This is a genomic window from Streptomyces sp. NPDC047453, assembly GCF_040643155.1.
Classification (GTDB): domain Bacteria; phylum Actinomycetota; class Actinomycetes; order Streptomycetales; family Streptomycetaceae; genus Streptomyces.
In genome coordinates, this window is sequence record NZ_JBEYTS010000011.1 from 92,635 (window position 1) to 117,280 (window position 24,646).

At 72.8% G+C, this 24,646-nt stretch carries 21 protein-coding genes; 5 read left to right on the plus strand and 16 right to left on the minus strand.

From position 1 onward, the window contains the following. Positions 1–1,197, minus strand: a complete 1,197-nt coding sequence (pdhA, locus tag ABZ818_RS13220) for a pyruvate dehydrogenase (acetyl-transferring) E1 component subunit alpha (RefSeq protein ID WP_361413396.1) — start codon at positions 1,195–1,197, stop codon at positions 1–3. Between the two features lie 574 nt (positions 1,198–1,771). Between pdhA (ABZ818_RS13220) and ABZ818_RS13225 the strand changes: the two genes are divergently transcribed. Continuing rightward, positions 1,772–2,788, plus strand: coding sequence for a phosphotransferase (locus ABZ818_RS13225; protein ID WP_361413398.1), 1,017 nt, complete (start codon positions 1,772–1,774; stop codon positions 2,786–2,788). Positions 2,789–2,887: 99 nt separating this feature from the next. Here the strand turns inward: ABZ818_RS13225 and ABZ818_RS13230 are convergent, their stop codons facing one another. Further along, positions 2,888–4,510 carry a protein kinase gene (locus ABZ818_RS13230; RefSeq protein ID WP_361413401.1) on the minus strand — a complete coding sequence of 541 codons (1,623 nt, stop codon included), beginning with the start codon at positions 4,508–4,510 and terminating at the stop codon, positions 2,888–2,890. Between the two features lie 341 nt (positions 4,511–4,851). Between ABZ818_RS13230 and ABZ818_RS13235 the strand changes: the two genes are divergently transcribed. After that, a complete protein-coding gene (locus tag ABZ818_RS13235) occupies positions 4,852–6,486 on the plus strand; it encodes a protein kinase (RefSeq protein ID WP_361413404.1) in 1,635 nt (544 codons plus the stop codon). Between the two features lie 198 nt (positions 6,487–6,684). On the opposite strand, the gene ABZ818_RS13240 is transcribed toward ABZ818_RS13235, so the two are convergent. Then, on the minus strand, positions 6,685–7,224 hold the full coding sequence (locus ABZ818_RS13240; protein WP_361413407.1) for a bacterial proteasome activator family protein: 540 nt from the start codon (positions 7,222–7,224) through the stop codon (positions 6,685–6,687). Positions 7,225–7,291: 67 nt separating this feature from the next. Further along, positions 7,292–7,849, minus strand: coding sequence for a helix-turn-helix transcriptional regulator (locus ABZ818_RS13245; protein ID WP_361413410.1), 558 nt, complete (start codon positions 7,847–7,849; stop codon positions 7,292–7,294). Between the two features lie 125 nt (positions 7,850–7,974). Between ABZ818_RS13245 and ABZ818_RS13250 the strand changes: the two genes are divergently transcribed. Beyond that, a complete protein-coding gene (locus ABZ818_RS13250; protein WP_361413412.1) occupies positions 7,975–8,613 on the plus strand; it encodes a hypothetical protein in 639 nt (212 codons plus the stop codon). Positions 8,614–8,650: 37 nt separating this feature from the next. On the opposite strand, the gene ABZ818_RS13255 is transcribed toward ABZ818_RS13250, so the two are convergent. From ABZ818_RS13255 to pdhA (ABZ818_RS13285), 7 genes are read right to left on the minus strand one after another with little or no spacing between them, the layout of a single operon-like run. Beyond that, entirely contained in the window at positions 8,651–9,631 is a 981-nt protein-coding gene (locus ABZ818_RS13255; RefSeq protein ID WP_361413415.1) for an NAD(P)H-quinone oxidoreductase, read from the minus strand. Positions 9,632–9,663: 32 nt separating this feature from the next. Continuing rightward, positions 9,664–10,764, minus strand: a complete 1,101-nt coding sequence (locus ABZ818_RS13260) for a potassium channel family protein (RefSeq protein ID WP_361413417.1) — start codon at positions 10,762–10,764, stop codon at positions 9,664–9,666. Further along, the gene (locus ABZ818_RS13265) at positions 10,761–12,236 is read right to left on the minus strand and encodes a molybdopterin molybdotransferase MoeA (protein WP_361413420.1); all 1,476 of its coding nucleotides are present in this window, start codon (positions 12,234–12,236) and stop codon (positions 10,761–10,763) included. The genes ABZ818_RS13260 and ABZ818_RS13265 overlap by 4 nt, the downstream gene beginning before the upstream one ends. A gap of 14 nt (positions 12,237–12,250) precedes the next feature. Next, a complete protein-coding gene (locus ABZ818_RS13270; protein WP_361413423.1) occupies positions 12,251–13,180 on the minus strand; it encodes an NTP transferase domain-containing protein in 930 nt (309 codons plus the stop codon). Between the two features lie 55 nt (positions 13,181–13,235). Then, positions 13,236–14,639, minus strand: a complete 1,404-nt coding sequence (locus ABZ818_RS13275) for a dihydrolipoamide acetyltransferase family protein (RefSeq protein WP_361413427.1) — start codon at positions 14,637–14,639, stop codon at positions 13,236–13,238. Further along, a complete protein-coding gene (locus tag ABZ818_RS13280; protein ID WP_361413430.1) occupies positions 14,639–15,643 on the minus strand; it encodes an alpha-ketoacid dehydrogenase subunit beta in 1,005 nt (334 codons plus the stop codon). Before ABZ818_RS13280 ends, ABZ818_RS13275 begins: the two co-directional genes overlap by 1 nt. Next, entirely contained in the window at positions 15,640–16,779 is a 1,140-nt protein-coding gene (gene pdhA, locus ABZ818_RS13285; RefSeq protein ID WP_361413433.1) for a pyruvate dehydrogenase (acetyl-transferring) E1 component subunit alpha, read from the minus strand. Before pdhA (ABZ818_RS13285) ends, ABZ818_RS13280 begins: the two co-directional genes overlap by 4 nt. Positions 16,780–16,969: 190 nt before the next feature. Between pdhA (ABZ818_RS13285) and ABZ818_RS13290 the strand changes: the two genes are divergently transcribed. Then, positions 16,970–17,449: an Lrp/AsnC family transcriptional regulator gene (locus tag ABZ818_RS13290; RefSeq protein ID WP_361413613.1), complete on the plus strand. Its 480-nt coding sequence runs from the start codon at positions 16,970–16,972 to the stop codon at positions 17,447–17,449. A 13-nt stretch (positions 17,450–17,462) separates the two neighbouring features. Here ABZ818_RS13290 and ABZ818_RS13295 read toward each other — a convergent pair whose 3' ends face one another. Together ABZ818_RS13295 and ABZ818_RS13300 are read right to left on the minus strand one after the other, a co-directional pair. Continuing rightward, on the minus strand, positions 17,463–18,050 hold the full coding sequence (locus ABZ818_RS13295; protein ID WP_361413436.1) for a TetR/AcrR family transcriptional regulator: 588 nt from the start codon (positions 18,048–18,050) through the stop codon (positions 17,463–17,465). Further along, on the minus strand, positions 18,047–19,561 hold the full coding sequence (locus ABZ818_RS13300) for a 3-hydroxyacyl-CoA dehydrogenase (protein WP_361413440.1): 1,515 nt from the start codon (positions 19,559–19,561) through the stop codon (positions 18,047–18,049). The genes ABZ818_RS13295 and ABZ818_RS13300 overlap by 4 nt, the downstream gene beginning before the upstream one ends. Before the next feature lie 170 nt (positions 19,562–19,731). Between ABZ818_RS13300 and paaN the strand changes: the two genes are divergently transcribed. Then, positions 19,732–21,423, plus strand: coding sequence for a phenylacetic acid degradation protein PaaN (gene paaN / locus ABZ818_RS13305; protein ID WP_361413442.1), 1,692 nt, complete (start codon positions 19,732–19,734; stop codon positions 21,421–21,423). A gap of 5 nt (positions 21,424–21,428) precedes the next feature. Here paaN and ABZ818_RS13310 read toward each other — a convergent pair whose 3' ends face one another. Genes ABZ818_RS13310 through ABZ818_RS13320 form a run of 3 tightly spaced genes read right to left on the minus strand, consistent with a single transcriptional unit; the run spans position 21,429 to position 24,456 of the window. Next, positions 21,429–22,181 carry a TrmH family RNA methyltransferase gene (locus tag ABZ818_RS13310; RefSeq protein ID WP_361413445.1) on the minus strand — a complete coding sequence of 251 codons (753 nt, stop codon included), beginning with the start codon at positions 22,179–22,181 and terminating at the stop codon, positions 21,429–21,431. Further along, the gene (locus tag ABZ818_RS13315) at positions 22,178–23,389 is read right to left on the minus strand and encodes an HTTM domain-containing protein (protein ID WP_361413448.1); all 1,212 of its coding nucleotides are present in this window, start codon (positions 23,387–23,389) and stop codon (positions 22,178–22,180) included. The genes ABZ818_RS13310 and ABZ818_RS13315 overlap by 4 nt, the downstream gene beginning before the upstream one ends. Then, a complete protein-coding gene (locus ABZ818_RS13320) occupies positions 23,386–24,456 on the minus strand; it encodes a DUF5819 family protein (protein WP_361413451.1) in 1,071 nt (356 codons plus the stop codon). The genes ABZ818_RS13315 and ABZ818_RS13320 overlap by 4 nt, the downstream gene beginning before the upstream one ends. Between the last annotated feature and the right edge of the window lie 190 nt (positions 24,457–24,646).

Here is a 24,646-nt window from a genome sequence, read left to right on the forward strand (position 1 = left end):
TCAGACCCCCTCTGCGTCCGCGAACGACGCCTGGTAGGCGGCGAACTGGGCGCGCTCCTCGTCGACGAGCGCGTGCCCGTCCGCGTACACGTTCTCGAAGATGGCGAAGAGGTCCGGGTCGGGCATGGCACGGACCACTTCGCGCACTCGTTTGCCCAACGCCTCGCTCTCGGTCTCGAGTTCCTCGAAGAATCCCTCGTCCGCGTGGTTTGCGGCCTCCAGGTGGCGGCGAAGGCGCAGGATCGGGTCCTTCGCCTCCCAGGCCAGGCGCTCCTCGTCGCCCCGGTAGCGGGTGGGGTCGTCGGAGGTGGTGTGGGCGCCCATGCGGTAGGTGTACGCCTCGACCAGGGTGGGGCCCTCGCCGTTGCGGGCGCGCTCCAGCGCCCACTTGGTGACGGCGAGGCAGGCCAGCACGTCGTTGCCGTCGACGCGGACGCCGGGGAAGCCGAAGCCCGCCGCGCGCTGGTAGAGCGGGACGCGGGTCTGCTTCTCGGTCGGCTCGGAGATCGCCCACTGGTTGTTCTGGCAGAAGAACACCACGGGGGCGTTGTAGACCGCGGAGAAGGTGAAGGCCTCGGCCACGTCGCCCTGGCTGGAGGCACCGTCGCCGAAGTAGGCGATGACCGCGGAGTCGGCGCCGTCCTTGGCGACGCCCATCGCGTAGCCGGTGGCGTGCAGCGCCTGGGAGCCGATGACGATCGTGTAGAGGTGGAAGTTGTTGCCGTTGGGGTCCCAGCCGCCGTTGTTCACACCCCGGAACATGCCGAGCAGGTTGGTCGGATCCACCCCGCGGCACCAGGCGACGCCGTGCTCACGGTAGGTCGGGAAGACGTAGTCGTCCTCGCGGGTGGCGCGGCCTGAGCCGATCTGGGCGGCCTCCTGGCCGAGCAGCGAGGCCCACAGCCCCAGTTCGCCCTGGCGCTGCAGGGCGGTGGCCTCGGCGTCGAAGCGGCGGGTGAGCACCATGTCGCGGTACAGGCCGCGAAGCTCCTCGGCGGTGATGCCGGCGACGTACTTGTCGTACTCGGCGTTCTTGACGCGCTTGCCCTCGGGCGTCAGCAACTGCACGAGTTCGGGGTCGGCGCTCTTCTTGGCGCCGGTACGCCGCCCGGTGCCGGCGGCTTTCGCGCCGGTCGCGCCGGCCTTGCTTCCGGCGCTGCGTCGCGATGTGCGCGCGGCAGTGCTCTCCACGGTCACGTGTGCTCCTCCGTCGGTCCGGCCCCGGGGTTGCCGGTAGCCAGTGCGGCTCACCTGTTCCGGACCACCGGGCACGGGGTGGGTGCCGCTCGGCCGGGAACAGGCGTGACAGGTGCCCCGGCGAGCGCCCTGCAGCAGTCACGTTACCCAGTGCTCCACATTTCTGGGAAACCCCTCCTGACCTGGGCGTTTCCTTGGATTTCCAAGTATTTTCACTTGGACGTCCAAGTACCTCGCCGGACAGTCGGGGCAGCCGCTGGTCACAGCCGTGCAGGGGGGCCGGAACACCGGCACGTTATCCCGGCCACCCCTGAGTCGGGAAGGGTCGGCGAATGGCCGGAACTACTCTTGATGGATGACTCCGCACGAGGGACGGCGAAACAGGACCCTCAGGGCGGTGACGAGGAATGCCGCCGAGAGCGTACCGGCGCACGGCGGGCGGCTGTCGGGACGACATCGCGACCTCATGTGACCGAAAGCGACCATCGACGACTGTCTGTGACAAGCCCCAGCTCACGGCCTCCACCGGTGCCCTAGCATCTGGCGCGTGCCGCGCCCATGTGTACCACCCCCCGTGCCCCACGCGCCCCCTCTGAGCGCCTTGCTGCGCCAGTACGCCGCCGGTTCCGCCCTCACCTGCGAGCCGGTCGACCAGGGCCTGCTCAACCGCGGCTACCGGCTGTGCACGACCCGCGGCCGTTATTTCCTCAAGCACCACTTCGATCCGGACACCGCCGACCCCGCCGCCATCGCGCGCCAGCACCGGGCCACCCAGCGCCTGGCCGACCTCGGCGTCCCGGTGGCGCCGCCGCTCACCGGCCGCGACGGGCGCACGGTCGCCGTGGTCGGCGGCCACGCCTATGCCCTGCACCCCTGGATCGACGGCCGGCACCGGCACGGCGGGCAGCTCACCACCAGGCAGTGCGCCCGTCTGGGGGCGCTGCTGGGTGCCGTGCACGCGTGCCTGGAGCGGGTGATGCCGCCCAAGGGCCGCACCCGCCCCGCCGCGAGTCCCCACCCCGTGGAGAGCGCCGATCCCGCCGACACCTTCACACTGATCGACGACCTGCTCGGGCACGTCCGCCGCCACCGGCCCCCGGACGCCTTCGACGAACTGGCCCGGCACCGGCTCCTGGAGCGGCGCGCGCTCCTGGAACAGCACGCGGACCGGCGTCCGCCGCCCGGCGGGCCCGTCGGCTGGGTGCACGGCGACTTCCACCCCTTCAACCTGCTCTACCAGGGGGACGCCCCCGCCGCGATCGTCGACTGGGACCGGCTCGGTGTGCAGCCCCGCGCGGAGGAGGCGGTGCGCGCCGCCGCGATCTTCTTCGTCCGGCCCGCCGGCACCCTGGACCTGCCGAAGGTCAGGGCGTACGCGCGCGCGTACCGGCGGGCGGCCGGCGCCGGCCCCTCGGAACTCGCGGCGGCCGTGCACCGCGTGTGGTGGGAGCGCCTGAACGACTTCTGGATGCTGCGCTGGCACTACGAGCGCGGCGACACCCGCGCGGACCCGCAGTTCCCGGCCGCCTCGGCGCTCGCGGTGTGGTGGACGCGGGAGTACGGCACGGTGTGCGGCGCGTTCGCTGAATAACGCGCGCGGTCGCGCCGGGAAGGCCGGAGAAACACCACGCGCGCGTGGAACCCGTACGGCCCCACGCGCGCGTGAAGGATGGTCGGTCCCCGGCGGGACTCAGGCGCCTCCGCCGACATTCCCGGCGGTCCCCGCGGAGGCACCGGCGTCGGCGCCACCACCGGTGGCACCGCCAACGTCCCCGGAGCCGTCGCCCGGACCGCCGCTCGTGTCCGCGGGCGTCGACGCAGGCGGGGGGTCGGCCGGTTCGCTGGAGGTCTGCGGGTCGGACTGCTCGTTGGAGGGCTGTTGGCCGGACGGCTCCGACGGGGTCCACGACGGCCGGTACGACGGCGTGTACTTCCAGCCGCCCCCACCGGAGCCGTGGTTCCGGTCCGTCGAGGTGTCCGACGGCTGCTCGTTCGACGAGTCGCTCGGGGTGGTGCTGGGCTGCGCGTCGTCGGTGGACTGCGTGTGCGACGGCGACTTGGTGGTGTCGACGCCGGTGCCGGTGTCGCCGCCGGTCTTCTGCAGCGCCAGTGCCACGCCCGCGGCGATGGCGATCACCGCGAGGACGGCCAGGATCCACAGCTTGCCGCGGCCGCTGCCCTTGTTGCCGTGCCCCTCGAAGCCGCCGTCGTCGGAGTTGCCGTATCCGGCGGGCAGGATCGGCTGGGGGATCTGCGTGGTGCCGGAGCCGAGGTCGGCCTGGTGCGGCATCGCGGTCGTGCCCGCGTAGCCGGCCGCCGGGGTGTGCCGGCCGTCGTGCGCCTCGACCGGGCCGGTGTGCCAGGTGCCGGTGTGGCCACCCTGGTCGTACAGCATCTGCAGCCCGTACTGGATCAGCCCGCGCATCTCCTCGGCGGTCTGGAAACGGTCGTCGGGCTCCTTGGCCAGCGAGCGCATGACAAGGCCGTCGAGCTCCGGCGGGCAGGTGCCGCCGGGGACCTGCGACGGCGGCACCGGCATGTCCTGGACGTGCTGGTAGACCACCGACAGCGGGGTCTCGCCGGTGAACGGAGGCCGCAGCGCGAGGAGTTCGTACAGCAGGCAGCCCGTGGCGTACAGGTCGGAGCGGTAGTCGACGGCCTTGCCGAGAGCCTGTTCCGGGGAGAGGTACTGCGGAGTGCCCATGACCATGCCGGTCTGCGTCATCGTCGTGGACGCCCCGTGCAGGGCGCGGGCGATGCCGAAGTCCATCACCTTCACGGCGCCGTTGTCGGTGATGATGACGTTGGCCGGCTTGATGTCGCGGTGCACGATGCCGTGCTGGTGCGAGTAGGCCAGCGCCTCCAGGACACCGGAGACGATGATCAGCGCCTGCTCCGGGCCGGGCGCCTCGGCGTTGAGCAGCAGATCGCGGATGGTGCGGCCCTCGACCAGCTCCATCACGATGTACGGCACGGCCTGGCCGCCCGCCTGGTCCTCGCCGGAGTCGTACACGGCGACGATCGCGTGGTGGTTGAGCCCGGCCACCGACTGGGCCTCACGTGTGAACCGGGCCTTGGAGACGGGGTCTTCGGCCAGGTCGGCGCGGAGCAGCTTGACCGCCACGGTCCGCCCGAGGCGCACGTCCTCGGCGGCGAACACCTCGGCCATGCCGCCCCGGCCGAGTCTGTGCGTCAGCCGGTACCTACCGTCGCCGACCAGGCCGTCGTTGCCCCACATCTCCGGCGCGTCCGACATACCGCCGCCACTCGCCTCGGGGTCGGACGGGCCCTGGGCGCGATGCTGCTGTGCCATCAGTCCTCGCCGTCGTTTCTGCCCGCGGTGCGCGCGGTGTTGTCACGGTCTCCGTCGGCCACGCTACAGGCTTCGCGGGGGCCGCCGGTCCAGGATCGTCGCGGCGAGCACCGCCGGAACCGGCCCGAGACGGACCGGCCATGAAACCCCGTGCGGGCGCCGTGGTGCAAATTCCGTGTACCGGCCGTACGCCTGCTGTAACGCTTCCGCGACGCTTCTTTCGCGTACGGTCACGGAACGGGCACCGAGCTTGACGTGTCAGTGCCCTGGGGCAGACTTGGCCGGGAATGACTCATTCGATCAACGAGGGCGCCGGACGGCCTAGTGGGGGACGCGGAGACATGAGCCAGGACGGCGCACACGGCCAGTACGCGGGACGGGCACTGGCCGGCGGCCGCTACCAGCTGCGCGACCTGCTCGGCGAGGGCGGCATGGCCTCGGTGCACCTCGCCTACGACTCCGTGCTCGACCGCCAGGTCGCGATCAAGACACTCCACACCGAACTCGGCCGCGAACAGGCCTTCCGCGAGCGGTTCCGCCGCGAGGCCCAGGCAGTGGCCAAGCTCACGCACACCAACATCGTCTCGGTCTTCGACACCGGCGAGGACGATGTGGACGGCATGACGACGCCGTACATCGTCATGGAGTACGTCGAGGGCCGCCCCCTCGGCTCGGTGCTGGAGGAGGACATCCGGCAGCAGGGCGCGATGCCCGCCGACAAGGCCCTGAAGATCACCGCGGACGTGCTCGCCGCGCTGGAGATCAGCCACGAAATGGGCCTGGTCCACCGCGACATCAAGCCGGGCAACGTGATGATGACCAAGCGCGGCGTGGTCAAGGTCATGGACTTCGGCATCGCCCGCGCCATGCAGTCCGGCGTGACGTCGATGACGCAGACCGGCATGGTCGTCGGCACCCCGCAGTACCTCTCGCCGGAACAGGCGCTCGGCCGGGGCGTGGACGCGCGGTCCGACCTGTACTCGGTCGGCATCATGCTGTTCCAACTCGTCACCGGGCGGCTGCCGTTCGACGCGGACTCACCCCTGGCCATCGCGTACGCGCATGTGCAGGAGGAGCCGGTGGCGCCCTCCTCGATCAACCGCTCGCTTCCTCCGGCGGTGGACGCGCTGGTCGCCCGCGCGCTGAAGAAGAACCCCAACGAGCGCTTCCCCAGCTCCGAGTCCATGCGCGACGAGTGCCTGCGTGTGGCGGCCTCCTTCCAGGCGGCCGCGCCCAGCATCGTCCCCGGCGCCCACACGCCGAGCGGCGCGGGCGTCGGCTCGGCCGTCTTCCCGCCCGTCGACCAGACGTCCCCGGTCCCCCAGGGCCACGTGCAGACGCCGTACCAGCCGGCCCCGACACCCAATCCCTACAGCACCGGCGCCCCCACGCCCGCGAGTTACGGCTACCCGCAGCAGCCCGGCTACCAGACGCCCGTCGCGTCGCCGTACGCGCAGCAGCAGGCGCCGACCCCGCCGCCGTACGCCGCCTCGCCCCAGCACACGCCCCCGCCGGGCGGCGGCCGGAGCACCAGGCCCGTGGTCATCGGGTCGATCGCCGTCGCCGCCATCGCGGTGCTCGGCCTGATCGTCGCGCTGGCCATGGACATCGGCGGCGGCGGAGACGAGGCCAAGGGCGGGGGCGGCAGCGCGAGCGCGTCCGCCGCGGTGGTCGAGGGCCACCGCGGGCCGGACACCTCGAAGACGATCGACTCCGACGACTGCAAGGAGCCGCGGGAGGCGTACAACGACCCGGACAAGGTCAGGCTGCCGGACTTCCGGTACAAGAACCTCGGTTCGGTCAAGGAGTGCCTCCAGGCCGCCGGCTGGAAGCTGAAGAAGATCGACACCAACGAGAACACGTACGGCCAGGACACGGTCATGAACCAGTACCCCGCGGCCGACACGGACGTCGACCCGAAGAACATGCCGGTGATCCAGCTCTACGTCTCGACCGGCAACCCCGAGTCGTCCTGACCGTCGCCGTCCCGTCCGGCTCCCGTCGAGCACGGCGGGCGGTCCCGTGAGAAGCGCGGTCCCGTAAGAAGAAGGCCCCGGCAGTACGGCTGCCGGGGCCTTGTCACGTCCGCGCTACGAGGACACGTGCGGGCAGGGGCGCGGCGTACGGCCCACGGACCCGGCGCCCGCGGGCAGGACACCTGCGCGTACGGGCGCCTACAGGTACGGCCCGCCCGAGCGGCCGCCCGTGTGGGGGTCGTCGCCGCCGTCGTGCCCGATACCCGGGGGCAGGGCACGGCGCATCTGCTCCAACTGGGCGCGGGCGGCCATCTGCTGGGCGAACAGAGTCGTCTGGATCCCGTGGAAGAGACCCTCCAGCCAGCCCACCAACTGCGCCTGTGCGATGCGCAGTTCGGCATCGCTGGGGGTTCCCTCGTCGGTGAACGGCAGGGAGAGCCGCTCCAGCTCCTCGACGAGTTCCGGCGCCAGGCCGTCCTCCAGTTCCTTGACCGAGCTCGCGTGGATCTCCTTCAGCCGGACCCGGCTGGCCTCGTCCAGGGGAGCCGCGCGCACCTCTTCGAGAAGCTGCTTGATCATGCTGCCGATCCGCATGACCTTCGCGGGCTGCTCCACCTGCTCCGTCACCGGGGTCTCACGGGAGTCGTCGCCCCCGCCACCGCCGAGCGCCATTCCGTCCTGGCCCACGACCAGGATCTGCGGATTCTCCGGCGACCGTTCGTTCCTCGGCATCTCCATGCCGCCATTGTCGCGCACCCGTACATGCCACTTCCGTGGCGCCCCCCACGGAAAGCGGTCCACCGCGTCATTTCCCCGCGTCTTCGACCCTGGAGAGGCCCAGCCGGAGCAGACGGGCCTCGCAGTGGTCCAGCCAGCGGGACTCCGCCTCGGCACAGCAGATCAGCTGCTCCACGACCAGCAGCCGGGCCACCTCGCACGGCCCCCCGAGCGGGCCGGCCAGGACCTCGGCGCGCTGCCGCACGTAGTCGTGCAGCGCCTCGGACACATGGCGGCGCTGCGCCGCGACGACCTCGCGCACATCGACGCCGGGCGCCCCCACCGCCAGCACCAGCTTGATCGCCAGTTCGTCGCACGGCGGACCCGTCCGCTTCACCGGCCGCGCGTACCAGGCCCGCAGCTCGGCGCGGCCCGCCTCGGCCAGTGCGTAGACCACCCGGCCGGCCTCGTCCACGCCCTCCCGGGTGACCAGGCCGTCGTGCTCCAGGCGGCCGAGCGCGGCGCGGACCCGGCCGATGTCCAGCGGCCGGGCCGCCCCCGTGCGCGCCTCGAACTCGGCGCGCAGCCGGGAGCAGTGGCGGGGGCCGTCCGCCAGAAGCGCCAGCAGTCCGTGACGTATCGCCATAACCGGATTGTGCAGTGGGTTCGACCCGGTGGCCGATCCTGGAATGCCGGATTGGTCCAGTGATGTGACTGTTGTTACAGAAATGATCTGATCCGCTGGCCGGGCACCGTGAGGGGGTCCCCAACGTGACTCCATGGCTGCGCGCTCTGCTGCGCGTGACGGGACTGCTGATCGCCCTGGTAGCGGCCGTCCTGGCCGGTGGCTCCGCCTCGGCGTACGGCGCCGCGCGGGCGCCCTCGGCCTCCGCCGCGCCGCACGACATCGCGTCAAGGGCCGTCGCGGACGCCTCCGGCGCCTCTGCGTCCGGTACGTCTGCCCCCCGGATGGCCGTCCCCTCGCCGGTCCACGGGCCCCCGCCGTCCCCAGCCTCACACCCGGCCTCGTCCCCTTCCTCCTCTTCCTCCTCTTCCTCATCGCCGTCCCCGTCATTGTCGTCCTCCGACCCGTCGCGGGCCGGGATCCGCCCCGGTGGGGGACGGCATCGGCCGGGGCGGCCGCACTGGTGGGAGAGGGAGAGGGAGCACGACGACGGCAGCGAGGACTTCGAGAGCGCGAGCGCGACGCCGGAGGCGACGAGCGCCTTGCCCTCAGGTCAGGAGACCGCTCCCGTGCCGTCCGGGTCGCAGGACAGTCCCGGCGCCCTGCCCGTCGCGCAGACCGAGATCGGACCCGTGCTGCGGTCCCTGTCCCTGGGCAGCGGGCTCGTCCTGATCGGCCTCGGCCTCGGCCTGGCGTTCATCGCCCTGCGGTTGCGCCGGAGCTAGCTCCGGCGCAACCGGTACGGCGGTGGAGGCGCGAGGATCAGGGCGTCACCAGGAGCACCTTGCCGATGTGGCCGCTCTCCTCCAGGATCCGGTGGGCGGCCGCGGCGTCGCTCATCGGGAGCTCCTGGTCGACCACCGGCCGGACGTGCCCGTCGGCGATCAGCGGCCAGACGTGTTCGCGTACGGCGGCGACGATGGCCGCCTTCTCGCTCAGCGGGCGGGCGCGCAGCGAGGTCGCGCTGATCGCGGCCCGCTTGCCGAGCAGGGTGCCGATGTTCAGCTCGCCCTTGACCCCGCCCTGCATGCCGATGATCGCGAGCCGGCCGTTGACGGCGAGGGCCTGGACGTTGCGGTCCAGGTACTTGGCCCCCATGTTGTCGAGGATCACGTCGGCGCCGTTCCCGTCCGTGGCCCGCCGGATCTCCTCGACGAAGTCCTGCTCGCGGTAGTTGATCAGGATCTCGGCGCCCAGTTCGGCGCAGCGCTCGAGCTTCTCCTTGGTGCCCGCGGTCACGGCGACCTTCGCGCCCACGGCCCGGGCGAGCTGGATCGCCATCGTGCCGATGCCGCTGGAGCCGCCGTGCACGAGCAGCGTCTCGCCGGGGCGCAGCTGGGCGACCATGAAGACGTTGGACCAGACGGTGCAGGTCACCTCCGGCAGCGCCGCGGCCTGCCCCAGGCCGACACCGTCGGGCACGGGCAGCAGCTGACCGGCCGGAACGGCGACCTTCTCGGCGTAACCGCCGCCCGCCAGCAGTGCGCACACCTCGTCGCCGACGGCCCAGCCGGACACCCCGGGACCGAGTGCGGCGATCCGCCCGGAGCACTCCAGACCGGGGTACGGGGAAGCACCGGGCGGCGGGTTGTAGAAGCCCTGCCGTTGCAGGATGTCGGCCCGGTTGACGGCACTCGCCGCCACCTCGACCAGCACCTCCCCCTCGCCGGGCACGGGATCCGGTACCTCGTCCCACACCAACGCCTCGGGCCCACCGGGTTCGGGAATCGTGATCGCATGCATGGGCCCGACGCTACTGCTTCGCCGTGCTGTCGTCAGTCCTGGGGGAGCGGCCGTGCGTCAGGGGTGACCTTCGTTCCCGGCGTGGCCCGGACGATGGTGATCAGACGGTCGGTCAGCTCCAGTTCCCGTACGGACGGGTCGTCGTAGCCCAGCACCCGGTGTCCGCGCAGCACGCTCACCACCAGGTCGTCCATGTCCCGCGGGTCCTGGCCCACCTCGGCCCTTATGACGGGCCGTTCTATGATGTCCAGGCCGCTGCCCTGCTGGATGAGGTCCTCTAGGACCATGCTCGCGGCCGGACTGAGCACGGACAGCCCGAGCAGCCGCCCCGCCGCACTCGCGCTGGTGACGACGGCGTCGGCCCCGGACTGCTTGAGCAGCGGCGCGTTCTCCTCCTCCCGCACCGCCGCGACGATCTTCGCCGCCCGGTTGATCTGCCGGGCGGTCAGCGTGACCAGCACGGCGGTGTCGTCCCGCTGGGTGGCGATGATGATCTGCCGTGCCCGCTGCACCTCTGCCCGCATGAGCACCTCGCTGCGGGTGGCGTCTCCGACCACGCCCGCATAGCCCTCCGCCGTGGCCGCGTCGACCACCTTGGCGCTGGGGTCGACCACGACGACCTGCTGCTTCTTCAGCCCGGCCGCACAGACGGTCTGGAGCGCCGACCTCCCCTTCGTGCCGAATCCGACGACGACGGTGTGATCGCGCAAAGTGGACCTCCAGCGATTCAGACGCCATTCCTCACGGGTTCGCTCGGTGAGGACTTCGAGTGTGGTGCCGACCAGGATGATCAGGAAGATCACACGCAGCGGGGTGATGACGAAGATGTTGGTGAGACGCGCGCTGTCGCTGACGGGGGTGACGTCGCCGTATCCGGTCGTGGAGAGGGTCACCGTCGCGTAGTACGCAGCGGCAATGAGGTCCATCGGGGCTTCTTTGGCGCTGTCCTGGTATCCCTCGCGGTCGGCGTAGACGATCACAACCGTCACGAGCAGCACCAGAACCGCCAGGAACAGTCGTTTGCCGACCTGACGTATCGGGCGCTCCACGACTTTTCGGGGGAGCTTCACCCGATGGGTCACGAGATGCTCGTCCGCCTGGCGGGCGATCGCGTCATGGCCCGGAAGTTTCACGTGAAACACACCCCGATTCCGGCGGCGGCCCAGGGCAGGTCGAGGAGTTCGGTCTCCTGACCCGGCCGGGAGCCACCCGGTGGTACGACAGCGAGGGCATCGGCCGCCGCGACGCCGCGCAGCATGGCGGGGCCGTTGTAGTGCAGCGGAACAGCGCGGTCGCCGCGCAGCACCACGGGCACGAGCCGGGTGTCGTCCGGGTGCCCGTGGACCGCGTCCGTCAGCGGCAGCGTGTACGGCTCCGGGGCCGGGCGCGCGGCCAGCGTGCGCAGCAGCGGCTCGGCGAGCGTCAGCAGACCCGAGACGGCCGCGAGCGGATTGCCGGGCAGGCCGACGAGGTGCTGGTTCTCCTTGGTGCGGGCCAGGAGCATGGGGTGGCCGGGGCGCACCTGGACGCCGTCCACCAGCAGTTCGGCGCCGATGCGACGCAGGATGGGGTGGACGTGGTCGACCGGTCCGGCGGCGGTTCCCCCGGTGGTGACGATCACGTCGGCCTGCGACCCGGTGACCGCCTTGTGCAGGGCCTTGGCGTCGTCGCCGATCCGGCGCACACGGGTGACCTCGGCGCCCAGCGCGCGCAGCCAGGGCGGCAGCATCGGGCCGAGCGCGTCCCGGATCCGTCCGTCGTACGGCAGGCCCTCGGTGAGCAGTTCGTCGCCGAGCACGAGGACGTCGACGCGGGGACGGGGGACCGTGGCGAGGGTGTCGTACCCGGCGGCCGCGGCCAGACCGAGCACCACCGGGGTCACCAGGGTGCCGACGGGCAGCAACTGGTCGCCGCTGCGGCACTCCTGCCCGCGCTGGCGGATGTCCTTGCCGTGCCAAGACTCCTTGGTGGCGTGCAGCCGGCCCTTGGCGTCGGTGCGGCCGTGTTCGCTGCGCAGCACGGCCGTGGTGTCCTGCGGGACGCGGGCGCCGGTCGCGACGCGTACCGCCTCGCCGTCGGTGAGCGGGGCGGGCTCGTCGTGCCCGGCCAGGACGCCCTTGTCGCGTACGTCCCAGGGGCCGGGGCCGGCGACCGCCCAGCCGTCCATGGCGGAGGTGTCGAAGGAGGGCAGGTCGCACAGGGCGGTCAGGGGTGCGGCCAGGACCAGTCCCAGGGCGGCCTCGAGGGGCACCGGCACGGGGACCCGGCGGGCACCGGCACGGGCCGCGCGGGCGGCGGTCTCGCGGGCCTGCGGCCAGGCGATGGCCTGGTGGCGGGCCTTCTGGGAGTGCGCGGGGTGCGGGGTGCCGTGACCGGACCCGGCGCTTCCGTGGTCCTCGAAGGAGGCGGAACCGGAACCGGGGGTGCCGCCGCGTCCCGCCCGGCCCCGGCCGGGCTCGGGGGCACGCCGACTGCTGCCTTCGTTCACCAGGGCGAGCGCCTCCTCCACGTCGAAGTCCTCGGCGTCCTCGGCGTTCTCGGCGGTCTTGGACTTCTCGGTGTTTTCGGCGGTCTCGGCGGTTTCGGCGGTTTCACCGACCCGCATGCCACGGCCGGGCATCAGACGTCCGGGCGGGTGTCGGGCGTGGCGTCGGGCGCCACGTCGGGCGTGCCGGTGCCAGCGGCGGTCTCGTCCGCCCAGCGCTGGGCGAGGGCCGCGGCCTTGCGGGAGGCCTCGGCGACGGCTTCGGGGCCGCCCTTGGCCTGCGCGGCCGCATAGCCGACGAGGAAGGTGGTCAGGGGTGCCGCCGGCCGGGCCACGCCGTGGGCGGCGTCGCGGGCGAGGTCGAGCAGCGCGCGGGTGTCGACGTCCAGATCGATGCCCAACTCGTCCTTGACTGCGGAAATCCATTCATCCAACACGTGCCCATGCTCCCTGATACGTGCTCTGGCGATGACGATGTCGTCCCAGGTGTCGCAGTCGAAGGACGCGACGTCGTCGGGGACGCGGGTGAGATCGAGCGCGGCGGTGAGCCGGCGCAGCGGCAGCCCGGTGAGGGCGCCGTCCCGGGCGGAGCCGCCGTCGGACACGGCGCGGGCGAGCGCGGCCAGCGCGCGGCGCAGCGCCTGCGCGCGATAGGCGGCCACGAGCGGCTGGTCGCGGCCGCCGGCGTCGGTGAGCAGTACGCCGTCGGCCCGGCCGGCCCTCAGGGCCGTCAACAGCCGCCGTACCGTGTCGCGTTCGAGGAACGGCAGGTCGGCGGAGAGTACGACGACATGGTCCGCCGTGGTGTGGCGCAGCCCGGCGTCGAGCGCGGCGAGCGGACCGGCGCCGGCCGGTTCCTCGCGTGCCCAGCGCACGGGCCGAGCGGTGGGACGGGGGTCGGCGACCACCACCGTCTTGTCCGCGTCGGCGCAGGCGGCGAGCACGCGGTCGAGCAGCGCGCGGCCGCCGACGCGCAGGCCGGGCTTGTCCGCGCCGCCGAGCCGCCGGGCGGCTCCTCCGGCGAGCACGACGGCGTCGTGGGCGAGGGGCTCGTAGGAGGTCACCCCCCGAGTATGCGTCCCGCCCGCGATCAAGGGGAACGCGGGCGGGACACTGCCGTCACAGTGTGCGCAGCAGCACCGCCGGCTGTTCCACGCAGTCGGCCACATACCGCAGGAAACCGCCCGCCGTTCCGCCGTCGCACACCCGGTGGTCGAAGGTGAGCGAGAGCTGGACGACCTGCCGCACCGCCATCTCGCCCTCGTGCACCCACGGCTTGGGGACGATGCGGCCGACGCCGAGCATGGCGGCCTCGGGGTGGTTGATGATCGGTGTGGAGCCGTCGACGCCGAACACTCCGTAGTTGTTCAACGTGAAGGTCCCGCCGGTGAGTTCGGCCGGGGTGAGGGTGCCGGCGCGGGCCGCCTCGGTCAGCCGGGCGAACTCGGCGGTCAGCGACTCCGCGTCGCGCGTGTGCGCGTCCCGTACGACCGGGACGACGAGCCCGCGTTCGGTCTGCGCGGCGAAGCCGAGGTGCACGGCGTCCAGCCGGATGATCTCCCTGGCCTCCATGTCGACCCGCGAGTTGAGCTCGGGATGGCGGGCGAGCGCGGCCGTGCAGATCCGGGCCAGCAGCGCGAGCAGGGAGATCTTCTGTCCCCCGGCGGCGTTCATGGCGGCCCGGGCGCGCATCAGCTCCGTGGCGTCGGCGTCCACCCAGCAGGTCGCGTCCGGAATCTCCCGGCGGCTGCGGGACAGCTTGTCGGCGACGGCACCGCGCACCCCCTTGAGCGGAACGCGGGAGCCGGAGGCCTGCGCCGGCCCGGCGGTGGGCGCGGTCGCGGGAGCGGCCGGTGCGCCGGCGCCGCGGCCCCGTGCCGCGTCGGCCCTGAGCACGTCCTCGACGTCCGCGCGCAGGATCAGCCCCTCGGGCCCGGAGCCCGACAGCTGCCGCAGGTCCACGCCGTTCTCCCGCGCGAGGCGGCGCACGAGCGGCGAGATCACGGGAACGGGACCGTCGGCGGGCCGCTCGGCCACCGCGGTCGCGTGGGCCACCGCCGGAACGCCCGCCGTACGCGCTGACCTGGCGGCCGGTGCCGCGGCCGCGACGGGCGCCGCCGCTTCCACGGCGCCGCTCGTGTCGCGCGAGCCCGACGCCATCGGTGCCGGGCGCACCCTGCGGCGGCGCGCCGGAGGCGCCCCCGTGCCGTAGCCGACCAGGACGTTGCCGGAGCCCCCTGTGGCGTCACCCGCGTCACCCGCGGCACCGGCGTCCTGCTCCCCGACCGCCACCGTCAGCAGCGGCGCTCCCACGGGCAGTTCCGCGCCCTCCTCGCCGAAGCGGGCGGTGACCACGCCGGCGTAGGGGCAGGGCACTTCGACCATCGCCTTGGCCGTCTCGACCTCGACGACCGGCTGATCGATGGCGACCACGTCACCCACCTCGACCAGCCAGCGGACGACCTCCGCCTCGGTGAGCCCCTCCCCGAGGTCGGGGAGCCTGAACTCCAGCACCTGTGCCATCAGCTCTCCGCCTCCCACTGCAGACGCGCCACGGCGTCCAGAATCCGGTCGACACCGGGCAGGTGGTGCCGCTCCAGCATCGGCGGCGGGTAGGGGAGGTCGAACCCGGCCACGCGCAGCACCGGTGCCTCCAGGTGGTGGAAGCAGCGCTCCGTGACACGGGCGGCGATCTCCCCGCCCGGGCCGCCGAACCCGGTCGACTCATGCACGACGACCGCACGTCCGGTGCGCCGCACCGACGCGCACACCGTCTCGTCGTCGAACGGCACCAGCGAGCGCAGGTCGACGACCTCCAGCTCCCAGCCCTCGGCCCGCGCCGCCTCAGCGGCTTCGAGGCAGACGGGCACGGACGGGCCGTACGTGATCAGCGTGGCGCTCCTGCCGGTGCGCCGCACCACCGCGCGGCCCACCGGCTCGACGGTCTGCGGGTCGTCCGGGTTCCAGGTGTCCTTCGACCAGTACAGCCGCTTGGGCTCCAGGAAGACGACCGGGTCGTCGGAGTCGATGGCGGCCCGCAGCAGCCCGTAGGCGTCGGCCACGGTCGCGGGCGTGACGACATGGAGCCCCGGAGTCGCCATGTAGTACGCCTCGGAGGAGTCGCTGTGGTGCTCCACACCGCCGATGCCGCCGCCGTAGGGGATGCGGATGGTGATCGGCAGGGGCATTTTGCCGCGGGTGCGGTTGCGCATCTTCGCGACATGGCTGGCCAGTTGCTCGAACGCCGGGTAGGCGAAGGCGTCGAACTGCATCTCGACCACCGGGCGCAGCCCGTACATGGCCATGCCGACGGCTGCGCCGAGGATGCCGGCCTCGGCCAGCGGGGTGTCCGTGCAGCGGTCCTCGCCGAACTCCTTGGCGAGGCCGTCGGTGATGCGGAAGACGCCGCCGAGGGTGCCGACGTCCTCGCCCATGACGTGCACGGCGGGGTCGGCGGCCATCGCGTCGCGCAGCGCGCGCGTGAGGGCCTGGGCCATGGTGGCCGGCTTGAGCGCGACGGTGGTCATCGGGCCGTACCCTCCTCCGACTCGGCCTGGAGCTCGGCGACCAGTTGGTCGCGCTGCTCGCGCAGCTGCGGGGTCGGCTCCGCGTACACGTGGGCGAACAGGTCCATGGGGTCGAGCGGCGCGTCCTGGTTCATACGCTCGCGCAGCCGCGCGGCCATCGCCTCGGCGTCCTCGCGGGCGGCGCGGACGCCGTCCTCGTCGAGCAGGCCGCGCCCGGTCAGCTCCCGCTCCAGCAGCTGGATCGGGTCGTGCTCGCGCCAGGCCTCGACCTCGGCGTCGCCGCGGTAGCGGGTGGCGTCGTCGGCGTTGGTGTGGGCGTCGATGCGGTAGGTCACCGCCTCGATCAGGGTGGGCCCGCCTCCCGCGCGCGCCTGCCGCACGGCGTCGGCGAGCACCTCGTGCACGGCGGCGGCGTCGTTGCCGTCGACCAGGCGGCCCGGCATGCCGTACCCGACGGCCTTGTGGGCCAGGGACGGTGCCGCGGTCTGCTTGGCGAGCGGGACGGAGATCGCGAAGCCGTTGTTCTGCACGAGGAAGACCACGGGGGCCTGCCAGACGGCGGCGAAGTTCAGCGCCTCGTGGAAGTCGCCCTCGCTGGTGCCGCCGTCGCCGATCATCGCCAGCGCGACCACGTCGTCGCCCTTGAGGCGGGCGGCGTGGGCGAGGCCGACGGCGTGCGGCAGCTGGGTGGCGAGCGGCGTCGACAGCGGGGCGACACGGTGCTCGTAGGGGTCGTAGCCGGTGTGCCAGTCGCCGCGCAGCAGCGTCAGGGCCTCGACGGGGTCGACGCCGCGGGCCACGACGGCGAGCGTGTCGCGGTAGCTGGGGAAGAGCCAGTCGCGCTCCTCCAGAGCGAGCGCCGCGGCGACCTCGCAGGCCTCCTGACCGGTGCTGGAGGGGTAGACCGCCAGGCGGCCCTGCTTGGTCAGGGCGGTGGCCTGCGTGTTGTAACGGCGGCCCAGGACCAGCTGCGCGTACAGACGGCGCAGCAGCTCCGGATCGGCCTTCGCGGCCGCCTCCGTCCCCAGGACGCGGTAGGGCTCCGCGTCGGGCAGCAGCGGCGCGGGGTCGGTACGGGGCTGCCAGGCGGGCGGCGGCGATGGCCGGTACGCGTCCCGCTGCTCCATGACCGTCATGACGGCACCTCCTCGTGGGAGCGGCTACGAGAGGCGCGTCGGCTGTGACGCGCCCCACCTACCGATTGTTCGGTCGTCGGCACATTTTGGCTACAGGCGGGCCCAGGCTGTGGACAAACGGTTCTCCACGACCTGAGATGGACGCACTACGTCCACGAGGGAAAGGCGGGGGGACATGGCACCTGAACAAATGGCCGAGGAGCCGGACGGCGCCGTACCGCCGCCGCGCCCGCTGGACGCCATCGATCAGGACATCCTGCGCATGCTCCAGACGGACGGGCGCGCGTCGATACGGTCGGTCGCCGAACGGGTCCACGTCTCGCGCGCCAACGCCTACGCCCGGATCAACCGGCTCATCGAGGACGGCGTCATCCGCGGCTTCGGCGCCCGCGTCGACCACGAGCGCGCGGGGCACAGCACCTCCGCGTACATCACGCTGAAGATCGTGCAGAACACCTGGCGCACGGTGCGCGAGCAGCTCAGGCAGCTGCCCGGCGCCCACCACATCGCGCTGGTCGGCGGCGACTTCGACGTCCTGCTGCTGGTGCACACCCCGGACAACCGGGCACTGCGTGAGCTGGTCCTCACCCGGCTCCAGGCCATCCCCGAGGTGCTCAGCACGCGCACGCTGCTGGTGTTCGAGGAGGAGGACCTGGAGCCGCAGGGGTGAGGCGGTGCGGAGGTCAGTCCTTGCGCAGCCCCGAGAAGACCAGCCGCGTCACCGCGTCGGCCACCTCGCGCTCCGCCATGCCGCGCCCGTCGGGCCGGTACCACTCCACGATCGAGTTGATCATCCCGAAGACGAGCCGGGTCGCCAGCCGCACCTCCACGTCGGCGCGCACGTCACCCTCCTCGGCCGACGCCCGCAGCAGATCGGCCACCCGGTGGTCGAAGTCGCGGCGCCGCTCCAGCGCCCAGCGCTCGGTCTCGGTGTTGCCGCGCACGCGCAGCAGCAGCGTCACATAGGGCAGTTCGGCGATGAGCACCTCGACCATGCGCCGCACCACGTGCTCCAGGCGCTCGACGGCGCGCCCCGTGCGCGCGTGCTCCTCGTCGAGGATCCCGAACAGCTCGTCCAGCGCCCGGCTGACCGCCCGGCGCAGCAGCTCCTCCTTGCCGGCGACGTGGTGGTAGATCGACGACTTGGAGATGCCGGCCGCCCGGGACAGGTGCTCCATGGAGGTGCCGTCGTAGCCGCGTTCGATGAAGACCTGCACGGCCACGGACAGCAGCGTCTCCGGGGTGTACGTGTCGCGCCTGGCGGTGGTCATGAGGTGCCCTCCCGCTTGTCGGTGGCGTAGGCGTGGCGGTAGAGCGCGAGCGACGGCGCGTAGCGGCCGGACGGATCGCACTCGTGCAGGTTGTCCAGCAGGGAGCAGGCCCAGCTGCCGCCGAGCCTGCGGCTCCACTCGAAGGGCCCGAGCGGGTAGTTGACGCCCAGGCGCATCGCGGTGTCGATGTCCTCCTCGGTGGCCGCGCCCTTGGCGACGGCGTCGTGCGCCAGGTCCACGATCCGCGCGACCGTGCGGGCGACGATCATGCCGGGGACGTCCCCGATGACGCTGACCTTCTTGCCGAGCGCCTGGAACAGGCCGGTGGCCTCGGCGACGGTCCGCGGCGAGGTGTCCCGGGAGGCGGACAGGGCGATCCGCGTGGCCCCGCGGTAGTCGAGGGCGAGGTCGAAGTAGACGACGTCCCGGAACTCCACCGAGGTCTGCCCGTCGGCGAGGACCAGCTGGCCACCGCTCGGCAGCACCAGGCGGGTGCCGTGGTCCTCGTCCTCCTCGCGCACCTGGATGCCCGCCTCCCTGATCAGGGCGAGCAGGTCCGAGGCGAGCCCGAGGCCGCCCTCGGCGACCACGTACGCGGGCGGCGCCTCCCGTTCCGCGGTGTGCGGTTCGGGGCGCTCGGCGCCCTCGCGGTAGTCGTACCAGCCCTGGCCGCTCTTCCTGCCGTGCCGGCCGGACTCGACCAGACGGCGCTGGGCCAGCGAGGGGGTGAAGCGCACGTCCTGGAAGAACGACTGCCACACCGAGTGGGTGACGGACTCGTTGACGTCCTGCCCGATGAGGTCGGTCAGTTCGAAGGCGCCCATCCGGAAGCCGCCCGACTCGCGCAGGACCGCGTCGATGGTGGCGGGGTCGGCGCCCTGGGACTCGTACACCGCGAAGGCCTCGGCGTAGAAGGGCCGGGCGATGCGGTTGACGATGAAGCCGGGGGTGTCCGCGCAGGCCACGGGGGTCTTGCCCCAGGCACGGGCCGTCTCGTACGCGCGCGTGGCCGACGTGACGTCGGTGGCGAACCCGGAGACCACCTCGACCAGCGGCATCAGCGGGGCCGGGTTGAAGAAGTGCAGGCCCACGAGGCGGCCCGGGACGCGCAGCGCGCCGCCGACGGCCGTCACCGACAGGGAGGATGTGTTGGTGGCGAGCAGGCAGTCGTCGCCGACGACGCCCTCCAGCTCCTTCAGCAGCTCCTGCTTGACGTCGAGCCGCTCCAGGACGGCCTCGACGACCACCGCGCAGTCGGCGAGTTCGGTCAGGGCGTCGGCGGCCAGGAGCCGGGCGCGGGCCGCGTCCCGCTCGGCGCCGGTCAGCCGGTCCTTCTCGACGAGCCGGTCGAGCCGGGCGCCGATCGCGGCGGCCGCCTCCCGGGCCCGCCCGGGCACGGCGTCGTACAGGCGTACGGTGTGGCCCGCGACCAGCGCGACCTGGGCTATGCCCTGGCCCATGGTGCCGGTGCCGACGACGGCCACCGGACTGCTGAGGTCGAGTGCTGTCATGTGCGCGATCCTCCCGCACGGCGCTGTCCACGGATGCGGCGGACCCCTTGTACCGACCGATCGTTCGGTTACTCTAACTCTGACCGCCTGTTCCTGCCCATGGCCGTGACCATGGAGATGCCAGATCACGGGCTCGACGAGGAGCTCTTGAGACGAGGAGTTGGTCCCGCATGGCCGCCGAACTGACCGCACACGAGCTGATCGCCAGGCATCGGCCCACCCTGGACCAGGCGCTGGAGGTTATCCGCACCCGCGCGTACTGGTCGCCCCACCCCGAGCACCCCAAGGCCTACGGGGAGAACGGCAGCCTCGACGCGGCCGCCGGCAAGGCCGCATTCGACGCCGTCCTGGGCACCCGCCTCGACCTCGGCCAGCCCGGCACGGACGACTGGGTGGGCGACGAGGTCTCGCCGTACGGCATCGAACTGGGCGTGAGCTACCCGCACGCGGACATCGACGTGCTGCTGCCCGCCATGAAGGCCGGCCAGCGGGCATGGCGGGACGCGGGCGCGGAGGCGCGCGCCATGGTGTGCCTGGAGATCCTCAAGCGGATCAGCGACCGCACGCACGAGTTCGCGCACGCGGTCATGCACACCTCCGGCCAGGCCTTCATGATGGCGTTCCAGGCGGGCGGCCCGCACGCCCAGGACCGCGGCCTGGAGGCGGTGGCGTACGCGTACGTGGAGCAGGTGCGCACCCCCGACACCGCCGAGTGGACCAAGCCGCAGGGCAAGCGCGACCCGCTCGCCCTCACCAAGCGGTTCACCGCCGTCCCGCGCGGGATCGCGCTGGTCATCGGCTGCAACACCTTCCCGACCTGGAACGGCTTCCCGGGCCTGTTCGCCTCCCTGGCCACCGGCAACGCCGTCCTGGTCAAGCCGCACCCGCGCGCGGTGCTGCCGCTCGCGCTCACGGTGAAGACCGCCCGCGAGGTGCTCGCCGAGGCCGGCTTCGACCCGAACCTGATCGCGCTCGCCGCCGAGCGTCCCGGCGAGGGCATCGCCAAGGCGCTCGCCACCCGCCCCGAGATCAGGATCATCGACTACACGGGCTCGACGTCCTTCGGCGACTGGCTGGAGGCCAACGCCCGCCAGGCGCAGGTCTACACGGAGAAGGCCGGCGTCAACACGGTGCTCGTGGAGTCCACCGGCGACTACAAGGGGATGCTCGCCAACCTGGCCTTCTCGCTGTCCCTCTACAGCGGCCAGATGTGCACCACCCCGCAGAACCTGCTGATCCCCCGCGACGGCATCCGCACCGACGAGGGCCCCAAGTCCTTCGACGAGGTGACCGCCGACCTCGCCAAGGCGGTGGACGGGCTCCTCGGCGACGACGCGCGCGCCAACGCGCTGCTCGGCGCGATCGTCAACCCGGACGTCAAGGCCCGTCTGGAGGCCGCCGCGGGCCTCGGCGAGGTCGCCCTCGCCTCCCGCGAGATCGCCAACCCGGACTTCCCCGGCGCGGTCGTCCGCTCGCCGGTGATCGTGAAGCTGGACGGCGCCAAGCCTGACGCCGAGGCCGCCTACATGAACGAGTGCTTCGGCCCCGTCTCCTTCGCCGTCGCCGTCGACTCGGCCGCCGACGCGGTGGAGCTGCTGCGCCGCACGATCCGCGACAAGGGCGCGATGACGGTGGGCGCGTACACGACCGACGAGGAGGTCGAGGAGGCGGTGCAGGAGGTGTGCCTGGAGGAGCCCGCCCAGCTGTCGCTGAACCTCACCGGCGGGGTGTACGTCAACCAGACCGCCGCCTTCTCCGACTTCCACGGCTCCGGCGGCAACCCGGCGGCCAACGCGGCCCTCACCGACGGCGCGTTCGTCGCCAACCGCTTCCGCGTGGTGGAGGTCCGCCGGGAGGCGTAGGCCTCTCAGGACGCGGGTGCGCCCCCGGTGGCGCTCCAGTGGTACAGCGTCATCGCCACACTGGTGGCGAGGTTGTAACTGGAGACCTGGGGGCGCATCGGCAGCGCCAGCAGATGATCGGTGCGCGCGCGCAGCTCGGCCGACAGGCCGCTGCGCTCGGAGCCGAAGGCGAGCACGGCGTCGTCGGGCAGCTTCACCCCGCGGATGTCCTCGCCTTCCGGGTCGAGCGCGAACAGCGGCCCACCGGGCAGCTCGTCGACGTCCAGCCGCTCCACGGCGGTCGCGAAGTGCAGCCCCGCCCCGCCGCGCACCACCGTCGGGTGCCAGGGGTCCAGGGTGCCCGTGGTGACCACTCCGGTCGCCCCGAAACCGGCGGCCAGGCGGATCACCGCCCCCGCGTTGCCCAGGTTGCGCGGCTGGTCCAGGACGACGACCGGCGCGCTGCGGGGCGAGTGCGCCAGCGCCCTCAGATTGGCCTGGCGGGAGGGCCGCACGGCGAGGGCCGCCACGGCGGTGGGATGCGGGCGCGGCACGAGGGAGGCGTACGTCTCCCGCGGCACCTCGCTCAGCAGGGCGTCCAGCGCGTCCCGTACATCGGGGGCCAGCTCGTCGGCGAGGGCGAGCGCGGCGTGCCGGTCGGCAGTGACGGCCACCGGCACCTCGGCCCCGAAGCGCAGAGCGTGCTTGAGGGCGTGGAAGCCGTCGAGCAGCACGGAGCCGTCGGCCAGCCGGTGCCAGGCGCGTACGGGGTCGCTCATGCCGGGAAGCCTACGCGGGCGGGCCCGGCGTCCTCCGGGGAGCGCGGGTCCTTCGCCGGGGATCGGTCCCCGCCCCGCCGCAGTCGCGCACGCGCGCGTGCCGCGAAGCCGCCCAGGCGGCGCAGGAAGGGCGTCGGCAGGAACACCGAGTCCGCCGCGATCATCGCCAGCGAGAAGAACGGCAGCCCCAGCACGACCGCGATCACGGCGTGCTCGGCCATCATGACCGCCAGCAGGACGTTCTTCACCCGCCGGTTGAGCAGCGTGAACGGGAAGGCGACCTGCGCCATCACCGTCCCGTAGGTCACCAGCATCACCAGCGTGCCGCTGGCGGACAGCAGACCGGCCAGGGCCGGCCAGGGCGAGAAGTAGTCCAGGTGGAGCGGGTAGTAGACGGCGGTGCCGTCCTGCCAGCGCGAGCCCTGGACCTTGTACCAGCCGGCCGTGGCGTAGATCAGGCAGGCCTCGGCCATGATCACGAGCAGGGCGCCGTTGTGGACGATGTCGGCGACGACGTTCAGCAGCATCCGCGGCTGCGCCGAGCACGCCCATCGCCCGACCGCCCACCACAGGGCCTGGCCCAGCCAGACCGTCCACAGGAGGACGGGCACGAACACCTCACCCTGCATCCGGCCCGCCGCGGTGACCACGGCCAGGAACAGCCCCAGCACGCTCCACAGGACGGGACCTGCCTGGTCGGGTACCCACTCCCCGCGCGCGTGTGCCGCCCGTACCCGCGCGGCCCGGCGCGCGTCGAGCGACCAGACCTGGCCGCAGCGGGTGAACACCAGGTAGAGCGACATCAGGTGCAGCACGTTGTCGCCGCCGTCGCCCACGAAGACGCTGCGGTTCTGCAGGGAGAGCACGCCGACCATGAAGAGCACGGACGTGGTGCGGGTGCGCCACCCCAGCGCGAGCAGCAGGCTCGCCAGCACGGCCAGCGCGTAGCACGTCTCGAACCAGAGGTCGCCGCGGAACCACAGCAGGGCCGTGAAGGCTCCGTTGTCCGAGGCCAGCTGCTGGGCCAGGTTCCAGCTCCACGGGCCGTCGGGGCCGTAGAGCTCATGGCGGTGGGGGAACTCGCGCAGCAGGAACAGCAGCCAGGTCAGCGAGAGGCCGATGCGTATGACGGCGGTCTGGTAGGGGCCGAGGGCCGCCTCGGTGACCCGGGCGATCCCGCGCGAGACCGCGAGCGCGAGGCGGTTCACCGGACGCCTCCCCGGGTCTCACCGGCAGGCACCGTCCACCAGGGCAGGAAGCGGTAGGCCGGCTTGCCTGTCGCCTTCTCGTTGCTCCACGGGGGCGGGGGCACGTTGCTGGTGCGGCTGCGGATCTGGACGCGTTCGAGAACGCCGCCCGCGCCGGCCGCGTCCCCGCGTTCCAGACGCAGCACCGCGATGCGGCGCAGGTACTGCTCGGCCAGGGTGCCGCGCAGGCCCACCGACCGGTTGTCGGCGTCGTGGGCGGCCCCGTAGAAGTCCCAGGCGCGGCGCAGTTCGTTCTGCTGGGTGTGGCTCGGCAGCAGATTGCCGTCGATGGCCCGGCCGTCCTCGGCGGACAGGTCGTACCAGCCGGTGGTACGGGTGCCGCCGTCCGCCGTGCCGACCTCCGCGCGCACCTGGACGGAGACGTTCTGCTGGAGCGGGTTCGGCGCGAACAGCTTCCAGTTCTGCTCGAACTCCGGGTAGATCCAGCCGTCGATGGCCTCGGAGTGCTCCCTGTTCACCGTGTTCGACGGCGTGACGTGCAGGAACACCATCCCGAGATGCACACACACCACGACGGCGACCACCGCGAGCACCAGCACCGCACCCACCTGATACGGCAGGGACAACGCAGCGACACCACCACGAGACGCCGGCTCACCCGGGGCGGGGGCACGGGCGGGCGCAGATATGGGGGCGGGAGCCGCGAGCGCGGCGGGGCCAGGGCCCGTGCCAGGAGCGGAACCGGGGCCAGGACCGGGGTCCGGGTCGGGACCGGGGTCGGGAACGGGATCGGGGCCGGGAGCAGGAGCAGGACCGGGGCCGGAAGCGGGACCGGTGCCAGCACCCGGAGCGGTGCCAGGCGCTGAGCGAGGAGCAGGAACGGAGACGGGCGTGGGGGTCGGGGCCTCCTCGTCCGGCCCGGCTGCGGCCCCGGCGTTCTCGTCCGGGCCGTCAGCGGCCGGCGGCCCGTCAGCGGACCCGACAGCGGTCCGGGAGTCCTCGTCCGGCCGGGCGCCCGGGCGGCTGCGGGCGCGTGAGGCGGTCGAGTCGTCGTCGTGCGCGTTCATCCCGCCCCGTTTCCGATCCCGGTCCGTCCTCCGGCCGCCACCCGGCCGCGGGGCGCCGTACCGCCCGCGCGCACCGCTTCCCGGTGCCGCACCGGAACGGTACTCAGGGCCGCCCTCCGGGCACACCCCGGGGCGTACCGGGCACCGCGCCGGACCGAACCGGCAGTCGTCCGCGGCGGGGGCCACCCTA

Coding starts and splice junctions, on each gene's coding strand:
- paaN (WP_361413442.1), top strand. CDS start 19,732: ATGGCCGCCGAACTGACCGCACACGAGCTGATCGCCAGGCATCGGCCC.
- ABZ818_RS13265 (WP_361413420.1), bottom strand. CDS start 12,236: ATGCGGGTCGGTGAAACCGCCGAAACCGCCGAGACCGCCGAAAACACC.
- ABZ818_RS13245 (WP_361413410.1), bottom strand. CDS start 7,849: ATGGCGATACGTCACGGACTGCTGGCGCTTCTGGCGGACGGCCCCCGC.
- ABZ818_RS13230 (WP_361413401.1), bottom strand. CDS start 4,510: ATGGCACAGCAGCATCGCGCCCAGGGCCCGTCCGACCCCGAGGCGAGT.
- ABZ818_RS13295 (WP_361413436.1), bottom strand. CDS start 18,050: ATGACCACCGCCAGGCGCGACACGTACACCCCGGAGACGCTGCTGTCC.
- ABZ818_RS13300 (WP_361413440.1), bottom strand. CDS start 19,561: ATGACAGCACTCGACCTCAGCAGTCCGGTGGCCGTCGTCGGCACCGGC.
- ABZ818_RS13235 (WP_361413404.1), top strand. CDS start 4,852: ATGAGCCAGGACGGCGCACACGGCCAGTACGCGGGACGGGCACTGGCC.
- ABZ818_RS13310 (WP_361413445.1), bottom strand. CDS start 22,181: ATGAGCGACCCCGTACGCGCCTGGCACCGGCTGGCCGACGGCTCCGTG.
- ABZ818_RS13290 (WP_361413613.1), top strand. CDS start 16,970: ATGGCCGAGGAGCCGGACGGCGCCGTACCGCCGCCGCGCCCGCTGGAC.
- ABZ818_RS13240 (WP_361413407.1), bottom strand. CDS start 7,224: ATGGAGATGCCGAGGAACGAACGGTCGCCGGAGAATCCGCAGATCCTG.
- pdhA (WP_361413433.1), bottom strand. CDS start 16,779: ATGACGGTCATGGAGCAGCGGGACGCGTACCGGCCATCGCCGCCGCCC.
- ABZ818_RS13255 (WP_361413415.1), bottom strand. CDS start 9,631: ATGCATGCGATCACGATTCCCGAACCCGGTGGGCCCGAGGCGTTGGTG.
- ABZ818_RS13280 (WP_361413430.1), bottom strand. CDS start 15,643: ATGACCACCGTCGCGCTCAAGCCGGCCACCATGGCCCAGGCCCTCACG.
- ABZ818_RS13275 (WP_361413427.1), bottom strand. CDS start 14,639: ATGGCACAGGTGCTGGAGTTCAGGCTCCCCGACCTCGGGGAGGGGCTC.
- ABZ818_RS13320 (WP_361413451.1), bottom strand. CDS start 24,456: ATGAACGCGCACGACGACGACTCGACCGCCTCACGCGCCCGCAGCCGC.